Source organism: Parabacteroides distasonis ATCC 8503, from assembly GCF_000012845.1.
GTDB classification, from domain to species: domain Bacteria; phylum Bacteroidota; class Bacteroidia; order Bacteroidales; family Tannerellaceae; genus Parabacteroides; species Parabacteroides distasonis.
Genome location: NC_009615.1, coordinates 821653 through 844678 on the forward strand (window position 1 = coordinate 821653; position 23026 = coordinate 844678).

21 protein-coding genes and 1 pseudogene are annotated in these 23026 nt (G+C 45.9%); 14 read left to right on the forward strand and 8 right to left on the reverse strand.

Annotation, left to right across the window (positions count from 1 at the left end; translation table 11 throughout):
- Nucleotides 1–9 precede the first annotated feature (9 nt).
- Nucleotides 10–612, reverse strand: coding sequence for a nitroreductase family protein (locus BDI_RS03425; protein ID WP_008772394.1), 603 nt, complete (start codon nt 610–612; stop codon nt 10–12).
- A gap of 234 nt (nt 613–846) precedes the next feature.
- Here BDI_RS03425 and rpmB point away from each other — a divergent pair, with 234 nt between their 5' ends.
- The 10 genes from rpmB to BDI_RS03470 all read left to right on the forward strand — a co-directional run bounded on the left by rpmB (nt 847) and on the right by BDI_RS03470 (nt 9288).
- The gene (gene rpmB / locus BDI_RS03430) at nt 847–1086 is read left to right on the forward strand and encodes a 50S ribosomal protein L28 (protein ID WP_005857630.1); all 240 of its coding nucleotides are present in this window, start codon (nt 847–849) and stop codon (nt 1084–1086) included.
- 19 nt (nt 1087–1105) lie between these two features.
- A complete protein-coding gene (gene rpmG / locus BDI_RS03435) occupies nt 1106–1294 on the forward strand; it encodes a 50S ribosomal protein L33 (RefSeq protein WP_005857628.1) in 189 nt (62 codons plus the stop codon).
- Between the two features lie 16 nt (nt 1295–1310).
- Entirely contained in the window at nt 1311–1463 is a 153-nt protein-coding gene (locus BDI_RS20085; protein ID WP_005638125.1) for a DUF4295 domain-containing protein, read from the forward strand.
- 220 nt (nt 1464–1683) lie between these two features.
- A complete protein-coding gene (gene dnaN, locus BDI_RS03440; protein ID WP_005857626.1) occupies nt 1684–2808 on the forward strand; it encodes a DNA polymerase III subunit beta in 1125 nt (374 codons plus the stop codon).
- 10 nt (nt 2809–2818) lie between these two features.
- Complete coding sequence (locus tag BDI_RS03445) at nt 2819–3589, forward strand: 3'-5' exonuclease (protein ID WP_005857624.1); 771 nt, start codon at nt 2819–2821, stop codon at nt 3587–3589.
- A gap of 4 nt (nt 3590–3593) precedes the next feature.
- Entirely contained in the window at nt 3594–4745 is a 1152-nt protein-coding gene (locus BDI_RS03450; RefSeq protein ID WP_005857622.1) for an iron-containing alcohol dehydrogenase, read from the forward strand.
- 49 nt (nt 4746–4794) lie between these two features.
- On the forward strand, nt 4795–6000 hold the full coding sequence (gene coaBC, locus BDI_RS03455) for a bifunctional phosphopantothenoylcysteine decarboxylase/phosphopantothenate--cysteine ligase CoaBC (RefSeq protein WP_011966125.1): 1206 nt from the start codon (nt 4795–4797) through the stop codon (nt 5998–6000).
- Complete coding sequence (locus BDI_RS03460) at nt 5997–6908, forward strand: DUF4835 family protein (protein WP_005857619.1); 912 nt, start codon at nt 5997–5999, stop codon at nt 6906–6908. The genes coaBC and BDI_RS03460 overlap by 4 nt, the downstream gene beginning before the upstream one ends.
- Before the next feature lie 7 nt (nt 6909–6915).
- Nucleotides 6916–8580 carry a DNA repair protein RecN gene (gene recN / locus BDI_RS03465; protein WP_008779726.1) on the forward strand — a complete coding sequence of 555 codons (1665 nt, stop codon included), beginning with the start codon at nt 6916–6918 and terminating at the stop codon, nt 8578–8580.
- A 75-nt stretch (nt 8581–8655) separates the two neighbouring features.
- The gene (locus BDI_RS03470; RefSeq protein ID WP_008779727.1) at nt 8656–9288 is read left to right on the forward strand and encodes a hypothetical protein; all 633 of its coding nucleotides are present in this window, start codon (nt 8656–8658) and stop codon (nt 9286–9288) included.
- On the opposite strand, the pseudogene BDI_RS03475 reads toward BDI_RS03470, so the two are convergent.
- From BDI_RS03475 to BDI_RS03495, 5 genes and pseudogenes are all read right to left on the reverse strand, one after another.
- A pseudogene (locus BDI_RS03475) lies at nt 9285–10063 on the reverse strand (LytR/AlgR family response regulator transcription factor). The gene BDI_RS03470 and the pseudogene BDI_RS03475 sit on opposite strands and share 4 nt — an antisense overlap.
- Complete coding sequence (locus BDI_RS03480; RefSeq protein WP_005857611.1) at nt 10056–11096, reverse strand: sensor histidine kinase; 1041 nt, start codon at nt 11094–11096, stop codon at nt 10056–10058. The pseudogene BDI_RS03475 and the gene BDI_RS03480 overlap by 8 nt, the downstream one beginning before the upstream one ends.
- A 3-nt stretch (nt 11097–11099) precedes the next feature.
- Nucleotides 11100–12410 carry a TolC family protein gene (locus tag BDI_RS03485; RefSeq protein WP_005857609.1) on the reverse strand — a complete coding sequence of 437 codons (1311 nt, stop codon included), beginning with the start codon at nt 12408–12410 and terminating at the stop codon, nt 11100–11102.
- Between the two features lie 9 nt (nt 12411–12419).
- On the reverse strand, nt 12420–15461 hold the full coding sequence (locus BDI_RS03490; RefSeq protein ID WP_011966126.1) for an efflux RND transporter permease subunit: 3042 nt from the start codon (nt 15459–15461) through the stop codon (nt 12420–12422).
- Nucleotides 15462–15466: 5 nt separating this feature from the next.
- Nucleotides 15467–16507 carry an efflux RND transporter periplasmic adaptor subunit gene (locus tag BDI_RS03495; protein WP_011966127.1) on the reverse strand — a complete coding sequence of 347 codons (1041 nt, stop codon included), beginning with the start codon at nt 16505–16507 and terminating at the stop codon, nt 15467–15469.
- A gap of 283 nt (nt 16508–16790) precedes the next feature.
- Here BDI_RS03495 and BDI_RS03500 point away from each other — a divergent pair, with 283 nt between their 5' ends.
- The 3 genes from BDI_RS03500 to BDI_RS03510 are packed head-to-tail and all read left to right on the forward strand — an operon-like array spanning nt 16791 to nt 18585.
- On the forward strand, nt 16791–17381 hold the full coding sequence (locus tag BDI_RS03500; RefSeq protein ID WP_005857603.1) for a thymidine kinase: 591 nt from the start codon (nt 16791–16793) through the stop codon (nt 17379–17381).
- 49 nt (nt 17382–17430) lie between these two features.
- The gene (rlmB, locus tag BDI_RS03505; RefSeq protein ID WP_008778406.1) at nt 17431–18177 is read left to right on the forward strand and encodes a 23S rRNA (guanosine(2251)-2'-O)-methyltransferase RlmB; all 747 of its coding nucleotides are present in this window, start codon (nt 17431–17433) and stop codon (nt 18175–18177) included.
- A gap of 27 nt (nt 18178–18204) precedes the next feature.
- Nucleotides 18205–18585 (forward strand): RidA family protein, encoded by a 381-nt coding sequence (locus BDI_RS03510; protein WP_005862903.1) that lies wholly within the window; start codon nt 18205–18207, stop codon nt 18583–18585.
- A gap of 126 nt (nt 18586–18711) precedes the next feature.
- Here BDI_RS03510 and BDI_RS03515 read toward each other — a convergent pair whose 3' ends face one another.
- Nucleotides 18712–20562 carry a YgiQ family radical SAM protein gene (locus tag BDI_RS03515; protein WP_011966128.1) on the reverse strand — a complete coding sequence of 617 codons (1851 nt, stop codon included), beginning with the start codon at nt 20560–20562 and terminating at the stop codon, nt 18712–18714.
- Nucleotides 20563–20716: 154 nt separating this feature from the next.
- On the opposite strand from BDI_RS03515, the gene BDI_RS03520 reads away from it, so the two are divergent.
- The gene (locus BDI_RS03520) at nt 20717–21718 is read left to right on the forward strand and encodes a malate dehydrogenase (RefSeq protein WP_005857595.1); all 1002 of its coding nucleotides are present in this window, start codon (nt 20717–20719) and stop codon (nt 21716–21718) included.
- Between the two features lie 84 nt (nt 21719–21802).
- Here BDI_RS03520 and BDI_RS03525 read toward each other — a convergent pair whose 3' ends face one another.
- A complete protein-coding gene (locus BDI_RS03525; protein ID WP_005857592.1) occupies nt 21803–22957 on the reverse strand; it encodes a carboxymuconolactone decarboxylase family protein in 1155 nt (384 codons plus the stop codon).
- Nucleotides 22958–23026: the final 69 nt, after the last annotated feature.

Here is a 23026-nt window from a genome sequence, read left to right on the forward strand (position 1 = left end):
TTATTATAATTATTTGAATACTAAAATTCGTTCCTCTAATGGGGCGAATTGTTTTTCTCCCGGTTCCTGGGTAGAGGTTCCGAACGGCATCTCGGCGATCAGTTTCCAGTTCGGATTGATATGCCATTGTTTAGCGACCGCCTCGTCGATCAACGGGTTGTAATGTTGCAAAGAAGCGCCGAAGCCGGCGTCTTCCAGCATAGTCCATACCGCGAATTGATGCATAGCCGATGTCTGTTGGGACCATACCGGGAAATTCTCTTTGTAAGAAGGAAATTGCTTCTGTAAGCCTTCTACTACCGCTGTATCCTCGAAAAAGAGGACCGTGCCATAGCCAGCCTCGAAAGAATTATCTATCTTTACCTCGGTAGCCTTATAGGCTTCGGCGGGGACGATTTTACGAAGCGTGTCTTTTACGATTTCCCAAAGCTTCTTGTGGCTTTCACCCAGTAGCAGTACGATTCTCGTAGACTGCGAATTGAATGCGGAGGGAACGTGAGTGACCGCTGTCTTAATAATCTCATGAATCTCGTTGTCGGAAATGGGAGAGTTGTTACCTATTCCATAATGTGTCCGGCGATGCTGGATCGCTTCTTTAAAACTTCTTGCCATAATGAATATCATGTTATGTTGTTATATACCTATAACTAATTTAAGACATGATTTGTTGAGGAAAAAATATTTGAGAATTCTTGCGGATAAATCAAAATAATTCTTACCTTTGCACCCTGTAAAGATAAGACTCTATTAGAATCTTCGTTTTTGTTCATGATGCTAGTTCAGAAAGGGAAGACACATAGCAGGAGTTGACTTAAATTTCGTATAATTTAAAAGAACAGATTAGAAATGTCTAAAATTTGTCAAATTACTGGAAAGAGAGCAATGGTTGGAAACAACGTTTCTCACTCAAAGAGAAGAACGAAGCGTAAGTTCAATGTCAACCTGTTTACGAAGAAGTTCTACTGGGTAGAGCAGGATTGCTGGGTTAGCTTGAATATATCTGCGGCTGGCTTACGTACAATCAATAAGTTAGGTTTGGATGCGGCTATCAAGATGGCGGCTGAAAAAGGTTATTTGAACGCATAATTTGTGGAGGATATAGAAAATGGCAAAAAAAGCAAAAGGAAATAGAGTACAGGTAATCCTTGAGTGTACAGAGCACAAGGAAAGTGGAATGCCGGGTATGTCTCGCTATATCACTACGAAGAATAGAAAGAATACTACTCAGAGATTGGAATTGATGAAATACAATCCGGTTTTGAAGAAGATGACGTTACACAAAGAAATTAAGTAATAGGAGATTTTAAACGATGGCAAAAAAAGCAGTTGCAACATTTAAGAAAGGTGACGGTCGTACTTATTCCAAAGTGATTAAAATGGTTAAGTCTCCGAAAACAGGTGCATACATCTTCCAAGAAGAAATGATCCCTAACGAAGCGGTAAAAGATTATTTCGCTAAATAATTAAGTAGCGAATAATAAAGAATATAAGAGGCTTCTCTCCGATAAAGCGGAGGGAAGCTTTTTTTGTACCCTAAACTTTTGAAAGTATAGTTGGTTACAAATAAAATATTTTCTTAATTTTGTTGGGTTAATTTGTAGAGATGAGGCATGCCGCGTCTCTTCCTATCCAAATGGTAGTTTGTGTGAAATAATAATATAACAAGATAAAATAATTAAAGCTATGAGATTCGATGTATCCAGCACTGCGTTATTATCACGTTTACAGTCTATAAGCAAGGTTATCGCTTCCAAGAACTCTTTACCGATTCTGGACAGCTTCCTTTTTAACCTAGAAGGAAATACGCTTACGGTGACAGCTTCCGATGCCGAGACCCGGTTGGTGACTTCCGTAGACGTCATGAATGCCCAAGGTGCCGGACTCTTTGCGGTTTCCGCCAAGATACTGCTCGATCCGCTGAAAGAGCTTCCCGAACAACCGCTTACTTTTGATATCAATGATGAGAATTTGGAGATTTTCATTCATTTCCAGAATGGTAAGTATAATTTTATCGGTCAGAAAGGGGACACATATCCGCAGCAGAAGCCGTTGAATGATAACGCTATCTCTATCTCGATGGATGCCCAGATGCTGTTAAACGGCATCAGTCGTTCCTTGTTCGCCACGGCCGATGATGAGCTTCGCCCTGTAATGAATGGTGTCTATTTCGATATCCATACGGATGATTTGACGTTCGTGGCATCAGACGGACATAAATTGGTTCGCTTGCGTAACTTGGCGGTGAAATCCCCGGAACGGGCTTCTTTCATTTTGCCGAAGAAGCCGGCTAATTTATTGAAGAATTTGTTGGCGAAGGAGTCGGAGCAAGTATTGATTAAGTTTGATGATAACAATGCGTATATTACTTGCACGAACTTCGAGATGGTTTGTCGTTTGATCGAGGGGCGTTACCCGAACTATAATAGTGTGATTCCTCAAGAAAACCCGTTTAAGGTAACGATCGATCGTATCTCTTTCTTGAATGCTTTAAAGCGTGTTTCTGTCTTTTCTAATCCGGCGAGCAGCTTGGTGAAGTTGCACTTGAAGGATAGCTTGATTACGGTTTCCGCCCAAGATATCGATTTCTCCACTTCTGCGGAAGAGCGTATTGTTTGTCAGTTTGACGGGACGGAGTTAAGCATCGGTTTTAAGGCTACATATCTGATCGAGATCCTTGGAAATATCAGCTCGGAAGAGGTTGTATTAGAATTAGCGGACCCTTCACGTGCCGGCTTGATCGTTCCTTCTGAGAATGATGAGGACGAGGACTTGCTCATGTTGCTGATGCCGATGATGTTGAATGACTAATAAATAAATAATGCAGTTAAACTTAAGGAACCCGCTGGTCTTTTTTGATTTAGAGACCACGGGTATAAATATCGTAAAGGACCGTATCGTAGAGATTTCCTACGTGAAGGTCTTCCCAAATGGGAAAGAAGAAACGAAGACACGCCGGATAAATCCCGGTATGCCTATTCCCCCCGAATCTACCGCTATTCATGGCATAACCGATGAAGATGTAAAAGATTGTCCGACCTTTAAGGAGATCGCTAAATCTTTGGCAACCCAGATCGAGGGTTGTGATTTGGCCGGATATAATTCCAACCGTTTTGATATACCCATGCTTGCCGAGGAGTTTCTGCGTGCGGGTGTGGATATCGATTTGAACCGGCGCAAATTTATCGATGTACAGACGATTTTCCATAAGATGGAGCAACGTACGTTATCTGCCGCTTATAAATTCTATTGCAATAAAAGCTTGGAGAACGCTCATACGGCTGAGGCTGATACGTTGGCTACATATGAGGTGTTGAAAGCGCAGCTGGATCGCTATCCGGATTTGAAGAATGACGTTGCTTTCCTTTCCCAATATTCCTGCTACTCGAATAATGTGGATTTCGCCGGACGTATGGTTTACAACGATAAAGGCGAGGAGGTTATTAACTTCGGTAAGTATAAAGGCCGTTTGGTAACGGAGATCTTGAAGTCGGATCCGGGTTATTATTCTTGGATCATGAATGGCGATTTCCCGTTGAATACGAAGAAAATGTTGACAGAGATCCGTTTGAGAGACTTTAATTCAAAATAAGGCGATGAATAATTTTGAGTTTTGCAATCCTGTAAAGGTTGTGTTCGGCAAAGGAAGTATTGCCCGTTTGTCTGCGTTACTTCCAGAAGGAAGTAAGGTTCTGGTGGTATACGGTGGCGGTAGCATTAAGAAAAATGGCATTTATGAGCAGGTGACGGCAGCTTTGAAAGACTTCCATACCTATGAGTTTGGTGGTATTGAGGCGAATCCCCGTTATGAGACTTGTATGAAGGCTGTTGAGTTGGTGAAGGGGGAGAATATCGATTTCTTGCTGGCGGTAGGCGGCGGATCAGTGATCGACGCTACGAAATTTATCGCTTCGGCTACGTTTTTCGAGGGAGATCCTTGGGATATCTTGTCGAAAGGTGGCGTGATAAAGAAAGCGCTTCCTTTAGGAGTAGTGCTGACTTTGGCCGCTACCGGTTCGGAAATGAATGAACGGGCGGTAATTTCCCGGGAATCTGTCCATGAGAAATTAAATTTCATGTCTCCGTTGGTGTTCCCTAAGTTCGCTATCTTAGATCCGCAGGTAACTTATTCTTTACCTGAGCGACAGGTGGCTAACGGTGTCGTTGACTCGTTTATCCATGTGGTCGAGCAATACCTGACTTATCCGGTGAACGCTAAGGTTCAAGATTATTTTGCCGAGGGATTGATGAAGACAATTGTGGAAGAAGGCCGCAAGGTCTTGCAAAATCCGAATGATTATGATATTCGTGCTAATTTGATGTGGGCGGCTACGAATGCCTTGAACTGTTGGATCGGCCAAGGAGTACCCCAAGACTGGTCCTCACACCGTATGGGATATGCATTGACGGCGCAGTTCGGCTTGGATCATGCCCAGACTTTGGCGGTTATCTTGCCGGGTGTCATGACCTATATGCGTAAGGAGAAAGCGGCGAAACTGATCCGGATGGGAGAGGTCATATTTGGTATTACCGAAGGATCTGCCGATGAAAAGGCGCAAAAGTCAATAGAGGCTACGGAAGATTTTTTCCATTTCATGGGATTAAAGACCCGTCTTTCCGACTATGGGATCAAGGAGTCCGACTTGGATGCTTTGGTGGAACCTATCGATCGAATGGGATGGAAACTTGGCGAATATGGCAATATAAACTCAAAAGTAGCCAAAGAGATTCTTTTGTTGAGGTTGTAGAGACGCAACGTGCTACGTCTCTACTGGCAAAGATAAATTGATTCGATATATGATATTGAAAGATAAACATATTATATTAGGGATTACGGGGAGTATAGCCGCATACAAAGCCGCTTATATCATCCGGGGATTGGTGAAAAAAGGAGCCGAGGTACAAGTGGTTATCACGCCGGCGGGAAAAGAGTTTATCACTCCGCTTACGTTATCGACGTTGAGTAGCCACCCTGTAATCAGCGAGTTTTTTTCCAATAGGGATGGTACATGGAATAGTCATGTGGATCTGGGGCTTTGGGCGGATGCCATGTTGATTGCTCCGGCTACCGCTTCCACGATCGGTAAGATGGCGAACGGAATCGCCGATAATATGCTGATAACTACTTATCTTTCTTGTAAAGCCCCTGTATTCGTGGCTCCGGCCATGGATTTGGATATGTTCTCTCATCCGAGTACCCAACAGAATCTGGAGCGCTTGCGTTCATTCGGTAACCGGATTATCGAACCTGCCGAGGGGGAATTGGCGAGCCATTTGGTTGGTAAAGGCCGGATGGAAGAACCCGATAAGATTATCGAGGTTTTGGAAGACTTCTTTTCCGCTCAAAAAGATCTTGAAAAAAAAAAGATCTTAATAACAGCAGGTCCGACATATGAAAAGATAGATCCCGTACGTTTTATAGGTAATTACTCTTCCGGTAAGATGGGGTTCGCTTTAGCGGAAGCTTGTGCGGAGAGAGGGGCGGAGGTGACTTTGGTCGCTGGTCCAGTCTCTTTAAAAACACATCATCCAGCTATTAAACGAATCGATGTTGAGTCTGCCGGGGAAATGTACCAAGCGGCGATGACCGCATTCCCGAGTAGCGATGCTGCCATATTATGTGCCGCTGTCGCCGATTACCGTCCGGAGAATGCTTCCGAGCAGAAGATCAAACGGGAAACGGAGAGAGAGATGACGCTTCATTTGGTTCCGAACCCGGATATCGCCGCCTCTTTGGGTGCGATCAAGCGGGAAGGACAGGTCATGGTGGGGTTCGCCTTGGAGACGAACGACGAGGCTACTCATGCCGAAGGTAAACTGAAGAGGAAGAATCTCGATTTCATCGTCTTGAATTCTTTACGAGACCAAGGTGCCGGTTTCCGTTGCGATACCAATAAGATCACGATTATCGACAATGCCGGAGGAGTAACGAGCTATCCGCTCAAAACGAAGCGGGAGGTAGCCTGTGATATCGTAAATAAGTTGGTAACATTATTGAAATGAGAAAAGTAAGAAGACTGTTTTATCTATTCATGCTTTGCGCCGCTCCTTTTTGTGGGAAGGCGCAAGAGTTGAACGCCCGTATCACGGTGAACGGAGACAAAATTGCGACCGCTAACAAGCAAATCTTCACGACCTTACAGAACTCCTTGACTGAGTTCGTGAATAACCGGAAATGGACGGATGCCACGTTTGCCGTCAATGAGAAGATCGATTGTACGATGACGATTATCGTGAATGAATTGGATGAGACGAACTTCAAGAGCGAGATCCAGATACAAGCCCGCCGTCCGGTCTATAATTCCAGTTATACAACTACTCTTCTGAATTTCAGGGATCAACAGTTGGATTTTGAGTATACGGAGGGCGAGCCGTTGGACTATAACTCAAATACGCTGACCAGCAATCTTACGGCCACTATCGTGTTTTACGTCTATGTGATCTTGGGGCTTGATTTCGATAGTTTCGCTCCGAAAGGTGGAACTACCTATATACAACAAGCCCAGCAAATCGTGAACATGGCCCAGTCTGAGATGTCGTGGACGGGCTGGAAAGCTTTTGATAGCAACCAGAACCGCCATGCCGTAGCGACGGCTTTGCAAGATAACGCATCCGACGCTTTCCGGGAAATGTGGTACACGTATCACCGGAAAGGACTCGATGAAATGGCAGCAAATCCGGATCGTGGACGTACGACGATCATTAGTGCGCTTCCCGCCTTGCAGGAAGTAAAGAAAGCCCGGCCTACCTCTGTGCTTCTACAAATGTTCGCCGACGCTAAATTAGATGAGATTATCGCAATTTATTCGAAAGCGACCACACAAGAGCGGCAAGAGGGCTATAAGATGCTGTTCGAGATCTATCCGGCACAATCCACTCGCTTGGAAGAGCTTCAAAAACCAGTAAGGTAAAATAGTTATGTTGAAATCCTTATTTATACAGAACTTTGTCTTGATAGACAATTTGGATATCCGCTTTGATAAAGGCTTCTCGGTGATAACGGGTGAGACCGGAGCGGGAAAATCAATTATATTAGGAGCCTTGTCTTTGGTGCTGGGACAGCGTGCGGATGGCAAGAGTATAAAGAAAGGTTCGGATAAATGTGTGATCGAGGCCGTATTTGATGTCTCAAAATATCAGTTGGAGCCTTTCTTCCTAAGTAACGACCTTGAGTACGACGCGGATAGCTGTATCTTGCGTCGGGAACTTTATGCCTCCGGCAAATCCCGTGCCTTCGTCAATGATTCTCCGGTTTCCCTTACGATCTTAAAAGAGTTGGGAAGCCGCTTGATTGATATCCATTCGCAGCATCAGAACCTATTGTTGGGCGACAACCGTTTCCAGCTGAAAGTGATCGATGTAATGGCCGAAAATGAGATCTTGCTCATTCTTTATAAGAAGGAATTTACTCGTTATCAGGCGTTGCGAAGGGAACTGAAAGATTTGAGGGACAAAGCGGCTCAAAGCAAGCAGGAGGAGGACTATATCCGTTTTCAATTGGAACAATTGGACGAAGCCAACCTTCAACCGGATGAGCAGGATGAGTTGGAGCAAGAGCAAGAAACTCTCTCGCATGCGGAGGAGATCAAAAGCTCTTTATATAAGGTAACCGAACTCTTGGACGGCGAGGAGCAAGGAGCCATCCAAATACTCAAGGAAGCCCTTTCCACCGTGGATTCCTTAGAAAGATATTTCCCGAAAGCCAAGGAGATCTCCGAGCGAATCCGCTCGGCTTATATCGACTTGAATGATCTGGCTTCCGAGACAGACGTTTTAAAGGAAGATGTAGAGTTCAACCCGGAACGATTGGAATGGGTGAATGAACGCTTGAATATCCTTTATACACTTCTGCAAAAACACCGTGTCTCCACCGTGGATGAATTGATTGCTATACGGGATCAATACCAAGAGCAATTGCGTGCGATCGATTCTTTCGATGAGCAAATCGGTTTGTTAGAAAGTCAATTGGATGCCTCGTATAAAGAGTTGCTTCAACAGGCCTCCGTGCTTAGCGAGCAGCGTAAAGTCGCTTCCACGGCGATGGCCTCGCAATTGGTCAAGATGATTATTCCGTTGGGGATGCCGAATACCCGTTTCCGTGTGGACATCCTTCCTCGCAAAGAGCCGGAGAGCGATGGAATGGACGATATCCGATTTATGTTCTCCGCCAATAAGAGCGCGGAATTGCAGCCGGTAGCCCAAACCGCTTCCGGAGGTGAGATCTCCCGGTTGATGCTCTGCATTAAGGCTATGATTGCCGGGTTCACCGCTTTACCTACTATTATCTTTGATGAGGTAGATACGGGGGTATCGGGTGATATCGCCGATAAAATGGGGGATATCATGCAAGAACTCGGAACAAAGATGCAAGTTTTCGCTATCACTCACTTACCTCAGATAGCGGCGAAGGGGCAAGCTCATTATTTTGTTTATAAGAAGGATACCAAAGACCGTACGCTGACCCGTATCAAGCAATTAGAGGGGGAGGAACGTGTGAACGAGGTGGCCCGTATGTTGAGCGGAGCCTCGTTGACAGAGGCTTCTCTTGCCAATGCGAAAGATTTGTTGGGTATCAAGGATTAAACCTTTCTGAAGTAGGGCAGTCTTAGATAAAAGAACAAACGATTCGCTTTATTATTAACTTAAAATTGAAAAGACATGAAACGATTCAGCTTACTATGTGTGTTGGCTATATTGTGCAGTTTACCCGCTTACAGCCAGTTTTGGATCAGTTTTGGGTGGAATGAACCGCATTGTCAAAATTGTCTTTGGATGGAGCAAGCGATGCATTTGCCCGCTCGCCAAGCAGCGGAATACCATAAGATTATCCATAAGTACGGACAGAAAATAGAGAAGGAGGCCCGCCGTGACTATCGGTATTGGGACCGTGCGGCTCGCCGTATTTACGATTTGCGTATGGAAAGGGATCGTAAGATCCAACGTCTATTGACTCCGGCCCAGTTCAATCTATATGTCCGTTTTGTAAGGGAGCATCCGCAACGTATCCATGATTATCGGGGATGGTATGCGAATCCGAGATATCCGGATCGCCGCCCGTCCCATGACTGCCGTCGATATGAGGATAACTATTGGAATTACCGCTGGGGTACCATTCACCATGACAATCATTGGAGAGACGACCGGCATGACTCAGATAGACATTGGGATCGTGACAACCATCGTCATGACTATCGGAAACCAGCGAAACCGGATAAGCCCAAACCTAAAAAGAATAAGAAGGATCGGGACGATAGAAAAGAACGGTATTATAGCAATGGGCGAAAGGTCTAATAATTCAACCATAGCTTGAAAGAGGCCCATTTTTCTTTGCTGACCAATATTTTCTCTTTATGTTCCGGCTTTATGTGGACAATGACCTTATTCTGAAAATAGGGCTCTATTTTCACGATGGATTCGATATTTATGATCGTCTGCCGGTTCGTCCGGAAAAATTTATCGGGATCTAATTGTTCCATGAGTTTATCCAGCGGGAAATCGATTATGTACTCCTTGTTTTGGCGTGTGACAGCGAAGGTGATCTTGTTTAATGAATAAAAGTGGGGATATCCTCCACCTGTAAAGTGATCAGTTTCTCGTTGCCGGAAATAAGGAAACGGGTCCTGTATTTCTTGCCGGGATACGTGAGGGAATGGAGTACTTCCAATAAATCATTTTGCTCTAAGAGCTTCTGGTTGTACTTAGACGTGACATGCTCGAATTTTTGGATGGCTTCCTCCAATCTCTCTTGTCGTATCGGTTTGAGTAGATAATCAATACTGTTTACCGTAAAGGCCCGGACTGCATATTCATCGTAAGCGGTCGTAAAGATAATGAGACTTGTAGGACAAGCCTGTTCTATAAATAAAAAAGAATTTCCATCCGACAACTGGATATCCAGAAAAACGATATCCGGATGCGGATGGGAAGCGAACCAAGCCACGGATGATTCGATGCTTCCGGGTATCTTGATGATATCCCATTGCGGGCGTAATTTCTTTATCATACCTTCCAGTAACCGGGCGGCCGGTTTCTCATCTTCGATAATGGCTACTTGGATATTATTCATAAATAAGTGGGATTGATACGGTGAATTGGTGATCATTTTTTCGGATCTGGATATCCTGCTTACATAGTAATTGATAACGCTCCGACAAATTCTTTAATCCTTTACCGGATGCGTTTGAGACTTTTTTAGGCCGTAATGTATTGCTGACGCATAGATATCGACTGTTCCTTTCAGTATATACCCGTATGGTCATCGGGTTAAAATCGTCGATATAATTATGTTTCACGACATTCTCGGCTAGTAGTTGCAGTGTCAGAGGGGGCAATTGATGGTCAATGACGTTGTCGGGAAGATCGCGTTCCAACGACAAACAATCTCCCAGCCGGACTTGATGGAGGAATATATAGGAATCCAGAAAATCAAGCTCCTCTTTTAAAGAGACGATCTGGCACTGTTGCTGGCGGAGCACGTAACGGTATACCTCGGATAGATGCTGCGTAAACTTGACTGCCGTAGCCGGATCATACTCTATCTCTGCTATCAATGTATTCAAGCTATTGAATAGGAAATGAGGATTTAGCTGGCTTTGGAGAGCGGTATATTTAGCTTGTATAGATTCTGCTTCCAATCTTTGTTTCTCCTTATATAAATTCAATGTATAACGCATCGAATAATTAATCAAGAGAAGGCTGAAAATGATCATCTCCACGAACCAGACGGCTATTACCAAACCGGCCCCTTTTGCCCGGATCACGAAAGGATCGCCAATGCTTGTGATCCATTTCAACGAGATAAACAGGGTACAATTCATAAGTAGCAATAGGATCGCTACCAGCAGATAATGCCATAACATCCGGCTTTTATCGATATAATATAATGGATAGTTGGTAGCCATCCAATGGCTGCTGACCAGTAAACTGAAACCGAACAAGTTGAATACCGCTATCGTGATGGACAAAGCGATCAATGAGATCTTTATATCGGGGATGCGCTCTTGTAGCTCCGTATGATATAACAGCAAGAAATAGGAAAAGACCCCTAATGCCGAAAACAAAAGGATACATGCCGATTTCCCGTATGATATTTCTTTCATGACCTATTCTTTTTCGCGAAGATAATAAATTGCCCGTTCGAAATCCGTCTTCGCCATCTGTGCGTTTAGTTTGGATTGTATATAATTAACCTGAGCTTGCTGATGATATAATTGAGCGTTGATAACCTCGACGATGGAAACATTCCCCTCCTTATAACGCTCCATGGCCATTTGCTCACTTTCGGATGCTTTTGATAATGAGCTCTCGGTTAGTTCGACTTTATCGATAGCTTGTTTATAGTTGTAATGGGCGGTTTGTATTTCCAGCCGGATCTTATCTTGCGTCTTGCTGAGATTCTGTTGAGCCATATTGATGGCGTACGAGGAAGCGTTGCGGGTACTCTTACGTTTTCCCCATTCGAAGAGCGGGATACTGAGCTTGGCGTAGATCGCATAGTTCGGATCTAGGTCGGATTTGAAGTTATAGCCCGGTGAGGAATAACTTCCATCTACTCCAATATGGAATTGGGGTAAGAAATGGGCATCCGCTATTTTCCGGGATGATTCCTGTAACTCGATCTTGTTTTTGGCGATCCGGTATTCCGGCCTGCTGGTTATCGCGTTATCTATCTCATCCGATAAAGGGATAAATTGTTTGAGGGCGATTACGGAATGATCGATCGGCAAGGTATCGCTCGGGTTTACACCAGCGAAAGAATTAAGGGCCAAACGTGCGATCTCGGCGTTATCACGAGTTTGCAATAACTGGAAATCTGCATCGTTTAGCTTTACCTCCGCCATAAGAAGATCGTTTCGATCGATGTATTCGACTTCTACCCGGTGGCGTACGACGTCCACCAGTTGCTGTATGGATGTACGAAATGCCTGTGCCACGAAAACCAGCTCGTGCTGGGCTACCGCATTCCAATAGTAGATATCGGCGTCGTGTAGGGTATTGCTTTTTATACGATCGGATTCATTGGATGCCAACTCTTTTTCTTGCCGTGCTTTTTGGTAGTTGGCACGAATGCCGCCTCCGGTATAAATCGGTTGCGAGAGGGAGAGAGTCGCCCCATATTTCAGATCTTTACCTTGAAAATAAAGGGGGGAATTCATAGATGGCAAATCAATCGATAATTCTAGCGGATTACCGGTATAATTGAAATTACCTTCCGCCGAGAGTTTCGGTTTGAAATCCGCACGGGCCGATTTGATCATTTCCTGTTTCATGGCCTCGTTGTATCCCGCTGCTTTCAAGTCTTGGTTGTATTCCAAGACTTTTTCCCTATATTGCGCTTGATAATCGCTGTTTTGTGCGATTAACGGGAAGGATAGGAAGGATAAGAGACCGCTGATAATATATACTTTGTCCATTTTTATCGTTTATTTGTGAGGTGAATGAATCCGGTAAAACAATGCGTATAACGTCGGGGTTACGAATAACGTAAGTAAGGTGGCGAAGGTGAGTCCGAAGATAATAGTCGCCGCCATTCCACCGAACGCTACGTCGAAAAGTAAAGGCACCATTCCTAAAATAGTCGTGGTAGCCGCCATCAAGACCGGGCGAGTCCTTGAGATGGTTGCCTCTATGATCGAGTCGTATGGAGAGATACCGTTACGACGTTGCGTGTTAATCTCGTCTAATAATACGATTACGTTTTTGATAATCATACCCAAGAGCCCCAACCATCCGGCGATCGGGAAAAAGCCGAAATCGAACCCGGTAAGTAACATACCGATCGCTACCCCGATTAAGGAGAGAGGGAGCACGCAAAGGATGATTATCGGTTGACGGAAATTGGAGAATAAAGCGACCAATATAACAACCAACATCAAGAAAGCCAGCGGGAAGAATTTGACAAGGGCTTGCAATCCCTCTGTCTGGTCTTTATATTGTGAATCCCAGAAGAAGCTATATCCTTGGGGCAGGTTCATTTTCTCGATCTCTTCCCGAATCTCACCGTGTACCTCAGACATGGTGTAACCGTTTTTCACGCCGCACATCGCTGCCATAGACAATTGCCGGTTGTAGGTCCTGATCTGCGGATATTCCCATGCGGAGGTTACCTGTCGGGTTACTTGCGACAAGGGCGCGGATTTCTCTCCGTTCCACACCGAGAAATCACCTAATGAACGGGGGTCGTTGATCCCGCTCGTCTCCGATTTCAATAAGACCGGGACTTTCTTTTCCTCATCCCGGTAAATCCCGATAACCGCACCTTCCTCGATGGATTTGACGGATTCCATCAAATGAGCCTTGGTGATACCTAAGGAACCGGCTTTTACCGGATCGTATGCCGGGCGTATCATATAGGTCATATTACCCCATTCATTCCGGGCATCGGTTACTTTCGGGTTCCTTCGCATAATGTCGATAGCTACTCCAGCCAAAGAGTCCAATACCGCCGGGTCCGGCCCGAGGAAACGGGCTTCTATCAAGGCTTCCGTAAGCGGGCTCAGCTCAAACTTATTCACCTTGATGAGCGGTTCCGGATATTTTAAGCGAATAGAGTCTTGTAGCAAGGCATGCAATTCCCGGGCCTCTCCGGATGTCTTACATTTTACCAATAATTGGGCATAGTTTGGTTGGGGACCGAAGCTAACGTTCGATAGATAATAACGGGGCGGTGTCCGTCCGATATAAGAGGAAACCATTTCCGTCTGCGAATATTCTTGGATGGATTCGGCCATATCGGTAGCGTATCGATCGGTTTCCTCGATGGCTGTACCTTCCGGTAGCCACATATCTAAAGTGAAATACTGCTTATCGAGCGAGGGCACGAACACTTTCGGGATAAACTGGAAACTCCATGCGGAGATAACCAATAGAACGGATAAGATACCTACTGTAGCGTATCGGTATTTGATGACAAGGCGTAGGGAAGACCGAAAATAATCATAGTATTTTCCGGAGAATAATTCCCCTGTTAACTCTTCCGGTCTGGGGCGCCGTACAAACTCTTGGATGAAGAATGGGGTTTGCGTAAGCGCGAACACCCAGCTGAACATCAAGGATACTCCGATCACGATCACTAAGGATGAAAGTAATTCGCCCGTGATATGCGGTGAATAGTAAATGGGCAAGAACGTGAGGATCGCGATAGCCGTAGCCGCCAGTAGAGGCAGGGCGGTGGATGAGCAAGCCCTCATGATCGCAATACGTTTGCGCATGCCTCGTTGCATATTTACCAAGGCAGAGTCCGATACTACGATGGCGTTATCTACCAACATACCCATCGCGATGATGATAGCGGCAAGAGACATTCGTTGCAAGGCGATCCCGTTGGCGAACATGACAATTAAAGTGGCGAAGATAGAGAAAACCAATCCGCTACCGATCAAAAGGCCGTTTTTGAAACCGATAAAGAACAATAAGATCGCTACTACGGTCACGACGGAGATGATCAAGTTCAAGATAAATCCTTGGTTGGCCACGGCGGACTCATATCCTTGGTCGTATATGGAGGTGAGCTCAAAACCCTTGGGCATGGTCTCCGAAAATGATTGAATACGCTTTTTCACGGCTTTGGCCATATCGACCACGTTCCCGGTCGGTATGGTAGAGATAGCGATACCGACCGCTTGCTTGTTATTGATGCGCATGAAGTTTTGGGGCGGAGTCTGGTAACCCTCTTCGATACGGGCGATATCGCCTAGCCGGAAATGCTCGCCGGAATGAGATACGATCGTAAGGTTACGGATATCATCCAAGGAGTAAAAATTACCGGTGGATTCGATACGTATGCGAGTGTCCCCGTTGCGAATACTCCCGGCGTCTACCACTTTATTCTGTCCGTCGAACGCCCGTTTGATATCAGCTGTCGTAATACCCCGATTGGATAAGATCGTGGGGTTTATCCGGATATCGATTACGGGAGTTTGTATGCCGTAGATCTCTACCTTTGCCACGTCTTTTACTTTCAGTAAATCGTCTTTGATCAGTTTGGCTTGATCCTCCAGTTCCCGGTAGGTATAAGATTCTCCGGTCAATCCGTAGAAAACACCCAATACATCGCCAAAATCATCATTGATGATGGAGGTTCCCGCTCCGGAAGGTAATTTGCCTTGTACGTCGTTTACCTTTCGGCGTAGTTTATCCCATAACTGCTGCATCTCGTCGGCCCGGATTTCCTTTTTCACGTAGACCGTGATCTTGGAAAGTCCAGCCCGGTTCTCTGTCTTCAGATAGTATAACTCGCCTAAGGATTGAATGGCTTCTTCCAGCACATCCGTCACTTGGGACTGAACTTCCGAGGGGGAGGCGCCGGGATAAGGGGTAAGTACCAAGGCTTGCTTGATCGTAAACGGGGCATCTTCCAGTTTTCCCATCTTTGCGTAAGAGAACAGTCCCCCTGCCAAGATCAGGACTAGCAGGAGCCATGTAACCGCTTTGTTTTTCAGGAAATATTTGATGAATTTTTGCATCTTACTTATTTTTGGATGGTTACGGTACTATTTTCGGAAAGGAAACGTTGCCTTGTCAATACGACAAGGTCATTTTCCGTGATTCCTTCCACGATCTCTATCTGGTTATTTCTTTGCTCACCGAGTTTGACGGGAACGGAGTTAACCTTGTCTCCTTTAACCACCCATACATAATCTCCTTTTTGGGGGCGATGACAGATAGCCGTTAAGGGAAGCCATAGATTTTGAGACCGCTCTTCTTTGGGTAGGTCGATCGAGAGGATTCCACTCATTCCGCCCAGCCATTCCATATCTGGATTTGGGACAATGGCGGTCAGCAGATAAGAGAGGTTATTGTTTGTCGTACTTTTAGACACATATAAATCGGAAGGGGTGATTGTCCGTTCGGGAGCCGTATCGAAATGGATTCCTATTTGACATAGCTTCTGTTTTTCTTTATCATATAAGTGTAAGGCGACTTCCTCTGGTATATAGGTCTCGATCTTGAGCCTGTCCAGTTCTATGAAGGTAAGGATTGGCTCGGTCGCTTTCACGTCTTGGAAAGGTTCGATATGGATATTTTGGATATACCCGTCGTAAGGGGCGCTCAGATGGGTATCGCTTAGGGCGTTGACGGCGGTCTCGTAATTGGATTTGGCGACAAGGAAATCCGCTTTTGCCTTCTCATAATTACTTCCGGAGATGTTATTCTTTTTGTAAAGGGCCTCGATCCGTTTATACTCTTGGTTGGTTTGCGAGTAGAGCGCCTCTGTTTGCTGCTTGCGAATCAAGAAGTCACGGTTATCGATCGAGAGGATCGTGCTGTCTTTGGAGAACGCTTGTCCGGGCCGTAAGTCGAAATTTAAGACGGGGCCATTGATGCGGAAAGATAGGACCGTCTCATTGTAGGGCCTTGATAAAAAGGTGTATTCACGACTTCTGCCGATCTCTGTCTTTTTTATTGGAGAGATCACCTCGACAGGTAAGTTCGTGCCTTCGGACTTTGTGTTCTTTTGGCATGCCGATAAAAGGATGCCCAGAAGCAGGATGTATGAAATTCTTCTCATAAGATATACCTAGTTATTTGTTACCGGGCAAAAATAGAGGCAATGGATGAAGGAATAAGGCGGATTTTTACTGAATCGGAAGATACCGTCGCTCAACTGGAAAATAGACCGGCCCAACCTTAATTTATAACGAGGCGGACGATGGATGCCTTATACCGTGTATCACTATAGGCAATGCCCACTGCAACGCCTGTGCAGTGACAATTAGAACCGGTGATACGGTGAGTAAGCTTCCGCGGTTCCGCTTTTTTATGTACTTTTGCCGGCAAAAAAGGAGAAAGTAATGACATTGCCTTCAGAAGAACATATATTCCAGTATCCGGGACAAGGGCGGATCGAGGTGATTTGCGGTTCCATGTTTTCCGGTAAGACGGAGGAGCTTATCCGCCGTTTGAAGCGGGCTAAATTCGCCAAGCAGCGGGTGGAGATTTTCAAGCCTGCGATTGATACCCGCTATTCGCAGGATAACGTGGTCTCGCACGATAGTAATTCGATTCCTTCTACTCCGGTGGATTCTTCCTCCAGTATCCTATTGTTCACTTCCGAGATCGATGTGGTGGGGATAGACGAGGCCCAGTTTTTCGATGAGGGATTGGTAAACGTGTGCAATCAATTGGCCGCTAACGGTATCCGGGTGATCGTGGCTGGGTTGGACATGGACTATAAGGGAGTTCCTTTCGGTCCTATGCCGGAGCTATGCGCTATCGCCGATGAGGTGACGAAAGTGCATGCCATCTGCGTGAAATGCGGACGTTTGGCTTACGTATCCCATCGTATCGTGGGAAATGATAAACGGGTCTTTTTAGGGGAACAATCCGAATACGAGCCTTTATGCCGGGAATGCTATGCGAAGGCTGAAGGTTTGAAGAATTGATTATTTATCCCTACATTTGTGAAATTAATAGTTTTGCGTTATATAAAGTATGAAAGAAAACGAGATGGTGTTCGGCATTCGTGCCGTGATTGAGGCTATACAGGCTGATAAGGAGGTAGATAAGATCCTTGTGAAAAGGGATTTACAAGGGGATCTATCCAAAGAGTTATTTGAGGTACTGAGAGGCCGTGAGATACCGGTACAACGTGTTCCGGCTGAACGCTTGGATCGTTTGACTCGAAAGAATCATCAGGGGGTGATCGCTTTTATGTCGGCGGTTACCTACCAGAGCTTGGAAGATATCATTCCTTTTGTGTATGAGCAAGGAAAAGATCCTTTCATCGTATTGCTGGATGGGGTTACGGACGTGCGTAATTTCGGCGCTATTGCCCGTACCTGCGAGTGTGCGGGAGTCGATGCGATCGTGATTCCGGCAAAAGGAAGCGTTTCGGTGAACGCCGATGCGATCAAGACCTCTGCCGGTGCCTTGCATGTATTGCCGGTTTGTAAGGAGAAGAGTATCAACCAAGCGATCCGTTTCTTGCAGCAAAGCGGGGTGAAGGTATTTGCCGCCAGCGAGAAAGCGGCGGAGAATTATACGGCGGTGAAGTATGAAGGACCGGTAGCGATCGTGATGGGAGCGGAGGATACGGGTGTGTCTCCGGAGAACTTGCGCATCTGCGATAATATGGTAAAGATTCCGCAATTCGGAACGATCGGCTCCTTGAATGTATCTGTAGCCACTTCTATTCTGGTGTACGAAGTGGTTCGCCAACGTATGAACGAGCAACAATAATAATATGTATATAAACTAAAGAAGAAAATGAAGAAAGTTATCGCTACAAAAAACGCTCCCGCCGCTATCGGTCCGTATAGCCAAGCGGTGCAAGTAGGTAATATGCTGTTCGCTTCCGGACAGCTGGGTATCGATCCTGCTACGGGACTTTTCGTTGAGGGATCCGTAAAGGAACAAACCGCCCAAGCGTTCAAGAATGTTCACGCTATCTTGGCAGAGGCAGGTTATAGCATCAATGATGTCGTAAAAACAACCGTGTTTTTAGCGGATATGGGCGACTTCGCCGTTATGAACGAGGTATACGCCTCTCAATTCGAAGGCGCATTTCCCGCACGTTCAGCGGTAGCCGTTAAGACACTGCCGAAGAATGGTTTGGTAGAGATCGAGGTGATCGCCGTGAAAGAATAATCATAAGGAATAACGAGAGTAGTCTCATCGCTTGTTGAGACTACTCTCGTTATCCATCAAGACTACTCCCGTGATATGATGCGATTACTCTCGTAATTCATCGATACAGCTAATCTCAAAAGTCTATTATCTTCTTTTTCTGGGAGCGGGATTCGTACCACCATTCCGACCGAATAATTTCTCAATCAAATCCTTTCGTCCCATCTTTTGCAATACTTGCATGATCTGACGGCGTGACTCGGGTTTATACCAGAAGAAGAACTGGCGTTGTGCCAACTTCTGTTCTTTTGAGCGGGCCGTATATACTTTCTCCAACGTATAAGGATGATATCCAGTATAATACATCTCCGTAGCCAATGTCATCGGCGTAGGCGTGAAGTCTTGTACTTGCTCCAACTGGAAATGCAAGCTCTTGGTGATCACCGCCAGCTCCGCCATATCCGCCTCGGTACATCCCGGATGGCTGGAAATGAAATAGGGGATGAGTTGCTGGTTCAACCCGTATTGCCGGTTTACCTTATCGAATATCTTCTTGAACTGTCCGAATTGCGAGAAAGACGGTTTACGCATTTGTTTCAACACCTCGTCTTGCGTATGCTCTGGGGCCACTTTCAAACGGCCGGATACGTGGCGGGCGATTAATTCCTCGGTATAGGTTTGAGCTGCCTTGTTTAAAGACTCATCCGCATAACGGTGCAATAACAGGTCATAGCGTACGCCGCTTCCGATAAACGACTTCTTTATCTCGGGAAGTCTATCTACCGCTTTGTAGATATCCAGTAGCGGCGTATGGTCCGCACTCAAGTTCTTGCAAACGACGGGGGAGATACAAGACGGTTTCTTGCATTTGGCGCAAATTCGCTCATCTTTCCCCTTCATACGGTACATATTGGCGGAAGGGCCTCCCAAATCGCTTAGATATCCTTTGAAATCGGGCATTTCGGTAATCGCTTTCACTTCCTTCAAGATCGATTCCTTGCTTCGGGAGGCGATGAACTTCCCTTGATGCGCCGATATGGTACAGAACGCGCATCCTCCGAAACAACCCCGGTGGATATTCACCGAGAACTTGATCATCTCGAAAGCCGGTATCACTTTCCCTTTATATTTGGGATGCGGCAAGCGGGTGTAGGGAAGGTCGTAGGAAGCATCTATCTCCGCTTCCGTCATTGGAGGGAAAGGAGGATTCACTACGATCACCTGTTTTCCTACCTTTTGCAAGATACGTGAGGCATTGTATTTGTTGGATTCCTCTTCGATATGCCGGAAATTCTTCGCTTGTTTCAATTTATCTTTTAGGCATTCCTCGTGTGAGAAGAGCACGATATCATCGTCTTTCGCATCCTCTTTGTCTGCCAGATAAACCGTTTGGCGGATGTCCTTGATCTCGTTGAAAGGAATGCCGGACTTTAGGCGGCGCACCAACTCCTTGATCGGCTTCTCGCCCATGCCGTAAATCAATAAATCGGCCGGGCTACTGGCAAGGATTCCCGGTAATAGCTTATCTTGCCAATAATCGTAATGCGTAAGCCGGCGTAATGAGGCCTCGATGCTACCCAATACGACGGGGACATCCGGATACAATTCTTTCAGTATTTTAGTATAGACAATGCTCGGATAATCCGGGCGCATTCCCGGACGTTGGTCCGGCGTATAGGCGTCGTCGCTGCGTAATCGCTTATTGGCAGTATAATGATTGATCATTGAATCCATGGCACCGGCGGATACACCGAAGAAAAGCCGGGGAACGCCGAGCTTCTTGAAATCCCGGTAATCTCCCCGCCAATCCGGTTGCGGTACGATCGCTACCCGTAATCCTTCCGCTTCCAATACACGACCGATCACGGCCGCCCCGAAAGAGGGGTGATCCACATAGGCGTCTCCAGAGAAAAGGATCACGTCGAGGTAATCCCATCCCCGTGCCTCGACTTCTTTCTTCGTTGTGGGCAACCAATTGTCTAGTTTAAATGTTTTCATAATGCAAAGGTACGTGATAATCTTGGAATAATCATAGAGACGCTATTCATAACTTTTATTTATGGGGGATTCGTTTTTATGATTAGGACAAGAGTTCTCAATCTCGTATCTTTGTGTCGAAAAGAAAAATAAACATTTAAAAACAAGGTTTCTTATGAAAACACTCACAGACGAGAAGCTGACGATTGTCGGCGCAGCAGGTATGATCGGTTCTAATATGGCACAGACCGCTATTATGATGGGACTAACTTCTAACATTTGTTTGTACGACCCTTACGCACCGGGTTTGGAGGGAGTCGCCGAGGAATTATTCCATTGTGGTTTCGAGGGTGTAAACATCACTTTTACCTCAGACATCAAGGAGGCTTTGACGGGCGCTAAATATATCGTTAACTCCGGTGGTGCCGCAAGAAAGGCAGGTATGACCCGTGAGGATCTCCTAAAAGGAAACGCCGCTATCGCCGAGGAGTTCGGCAAGAACGTAAAGGCTTATTGCCCGGACGTAAAGCATATCGTGGTTATTTTTAACCCGGCGGATATTACCGGTTTGATTACCTTATTGTATTCCGGCTTGAAACCTTCTCAGGTTACGACGTTGGCCGCATTGGATTCAACTCGTTTACGCAGTGAGTTGGCAAAACATTTCGGTATCTCTATGGATCAGGTTGAGAATTGTCGTACGTATGGCGGTCATGGCGAGCAAATGGCTGTTTTCGCCTCTACCGCTAAGGTGGATGGCAAGCCTTTGACGGAACTTATCGGTACGGATGCCTTGACGAAAGATCAATGGGCGGAGATACAAACCAAGGTTACGAAGGGCGGCGCTAACATTATCGCTTTGCGGGGCCGTTCTTCCTTCCAAAGCCCGTCATATGTATCTATCGAGATGATCGCAGCTGCGATGGGTGGTAAACCGTTCCGTTGGCCGGCTGGCGCTTATGTATCAAACGGTAAGTTCGATCATATCATGATGGCTTGGGAGACCTCAATTACGAAAGACGGCGTAGCGTTGAAAGAGGTGCACGGTACACCGGAAGAAGAGGCTGCCTTGGAGAAGAGCTACAAGCACCTTTGCGCTTTACGTGACGAGGTGATCGCTATGGGCGTGCTTCCCGCTATTTCCGAATGGCATAAATTGAATCCGAATATCAAATGATCGAATAACAAGTCATTTAGATTTTCACGGATATATGAAATCCCCGCTTAGATGGCTTCGTGCCGGAAAGCGGGGATTCTTGTTTTATTTTATCTTTAGTCCGGGGATCAGGGGCGTGCTATCTACCAGCTCCAACTCTTGCACCATCTGTAATGTTCCTTGTTTGTATTTCTGGAAATGGGGCGTTTGGATATGGCTTTTATAAGCGTCTTGATCTGCGTAAATCTCTAGGATGGTTACTTTATTTGGATGTTCTTTCTCCGATACGGCATACAGTGTAAGAACACCCGGCTCTAGACGCATGGAAGCCTCGATCTCTTCTTCCAGAAAGGCGTTATAACGCTCCAACTGGGCGGGATCGACCGTGATCTTGGATAGGCGGACTAAGTTCTTCTTTGGGGCGGGCTGAGAGGATTCCTTAATGATTTTCAACGCTTTGATAGCGGAAGGGAAGCCGATATAAGGAAGACATTGTATAACCGCCGCCGTTAAGGTCTCCTTGCTATTGCCGGCCAGTAAGTTCCCTTCGAGATGCGAGTGTAGTTGGCTTTCGGCTTCAAGGGTCGTTAGTATGCAATAAGCCAGTAACTCCCGGGTTTTCAGGTCTAGCCCGTTGCGAGTATAGATATCTCCGAAGCAGAATTCGGTGAGGAATCGCTCTACTTCCGGACCCATATTTCCCGGGACGTTCCTCATGGCCTCTTTGATTCCCTCGCCGTAAAGCCGGCTTTGTATGGCTTGTCCTTTCTCGTGGCGATCTTCTTCCGTAACGGTAGCTTGTCTCTCCAGAGGCAAAGCGATGCCTTGTTGCTTAAAGACTTCGTTGATGGTATTTAAGGCATTCAATGTCTTCGGGAAACCGATAAACGGAGCGCATAGGTATATCGCCTCCCGTAGCTCGATGGGAGTGACGCCTACGTTTAGCGCCGCTTTGGCGTGGGCGTTCAGTTGGGGCAAGGTTTGCATCGTGGCTAATACGGTGCAAGTGATAAGCTCCCGGGTCTTTTTATCAAGATCTCCTGTGCGGAATACCTCCCCGAAGATGAATTTCTGGAGAATGTCCATCATTTCCGGATCTGTTCCTTGTCCGGTCAATGCCTCGCCTCCGAATAGCTCGGTGTAATTCTTTTTACAGCGTTCGATTCTGTCCATATTTTGTTCTGTTTTAGAAGTTGGGATATCTTGTGCGAAGGCTGGTATGAAGCCTAGCAGGAAGAGTGCGATTGCTTTTGTTTTCATAAGGATATCATTATTGTTTAACATTACAAAGATATTCGGATTTATCTCAGGCGCATGTATACATATTAC

What these genes read in the sequence shown, in the direction of transcription:
- BDI_RS03490 (WP_011966126.1), bottom strand. Translation starts at nt 15,461, where the DNA reads ATGCAAAAATTCATCAAATATTTCCTGAAAAACAAAGCGGTTACATGG.
- recN (WP_008779726.1), top strand. Translation starts at nt 6,916, where the DNA reads ATGTTGAAATCCTTATTTATACAGAACTTTGTCTTGATAGACAATTTG.
- rpmG (WP_005857628.1), top strand. Translation starts at nt 1,106, where the DNA reads ATGGCAAAAAAAGCAAAAGGAAATAGAGTACAGGTAATCCTTGAGTGT.
- BDI_RS03445 (WP_005857624.1), top strand. Translation starts at nt 2,819, where the DNA reads ATGCAGTTAAACTTAAGGAACCCGCTGGTCTTTTTTGATTTAGAGACC.
- BDI_RS03450 (WP_005857622.1), top strand. Translation starts at nt 3,594, where the DNA reads ATGAATAATTTTGAGTTTTGCAATCCTGTAAAGGTTGTGTTCGGCAAA.
- BDI_RS03485 (WP_005857609.1), bottom strand. Translation starts at nt 12,410, where the DNA reads ATGGACAAAGTATATATTATCAGCGGTCTCTTATCCTTCCTATCCTTC.
- BDI_RS03480 (WP_005857611.1), bottom strand. Translation starts at nt 11,096, where the DNA reads ATGAAAGAAATATCATACGGGAAATCGGCATGTATCCTTTTGTTTTCG.
- dnaN (WP_005857626.1), top strand. Translation starts at nt 1,684, where the DNA reads ATGAGATTCGATGTATCCAGCACTGCGTTATTATCACGTTTACAGTCT.
- BDI_RS03520 (WP_005857595.1), top strand. Translation starts at nt 20,717, where the DNA reads ATGAAAACACTCACAGACGAGAAGCTGACGATTGTCGGCGCAGCAGGT.
- BDI_RS03525 (WP_005857592.1), bottom strand. Translation starts at nt 22,957, where the DNA reads ATGAAAACAAAAGCAATCGCACTCTTCCTGCTAGGCTTCATACCAGCC.
- rlmB (WP_008778406.1), top strand. Translation starts at nt 17,431, where the DNA reads ATGAAAGAAAACGAGATGGTGTTCGGCATTCGTGCCGTGATTGAGGCT.
- BDI_RS03515 (WP_011966128.1), bottom strand. Translation starts at nt 20,562, where the DNA reads ATGAAAACATTTAAACTAGACAATTGGTTGCCCACAACGAAGAAAGAA.
- BDI_RS03425 (WP_008772394.1), bottom strand. Translation starts at nt 612, where the DNA reads ATGGCAAGAAGTTTTAAAGAAGCGATCCAGCATCGCCGGACACATTAT.
- rpmB (WP_005857630.1), top strand. Translation starts at nt 847, where the DNA reads ATGTCTAAAATTTGTCAAATTACTGGAAAGAGAGCAATGGTTGGAAAC.
- BDI_RS03460 (WP_005857619.1), top strand. Translation starts at nt 5,997, where the DNA reads ATGAGAAAAGTAAGAAGACTGTTTTATCTATTCATGCTTTGCGCCGCT.
- BDI_RS03510 (WP_005862903.1), top strand. Translation starts at nt 18,205, where the DNA reads ATGAAGAAAGTTATCGCTACAAAAAACGCTCCCGCCGCTATCGGTCCG.
- BDI_RS20085 (WP_005638125.1), top strand. Translation starts at nt 1,311, where the DNA reads ATGGCAAAAAAAGCAGTTGCAACATTTAAGAAAGGTGACGGTCGTACT.
- BDI_RS03495 (WP_011966127.1), bottom strand. Translation starts at nt 16,507, where the DNA reads ATGAGAAGAATTTCATACATCCTGCTTCTGGGCATCCTTTTATCGGCA.
- BDI_RS03500 (WP_005857603.1), top strand. Translation starts at nt 16,791, where the DNA reads ATGACATTGCCTTCAGAAGAACATATATTCCAGTATCCGGGACAAGGG.
- coaBC (WP_011966125.1), top strand. Translation starts at nt 4,795, where the DNA reads ATGATATTGAAAGATAAACATATTATATTAGGGATTACGGGGAGTATA.
- BDI_RS03470 (WP_008779727.1), top strand. Translation starts at nt 8,656, where the DNA reads ATGAAACGATTCAGCTTACTATGTGTGTTGGCTATATTGTGCAGTTTA.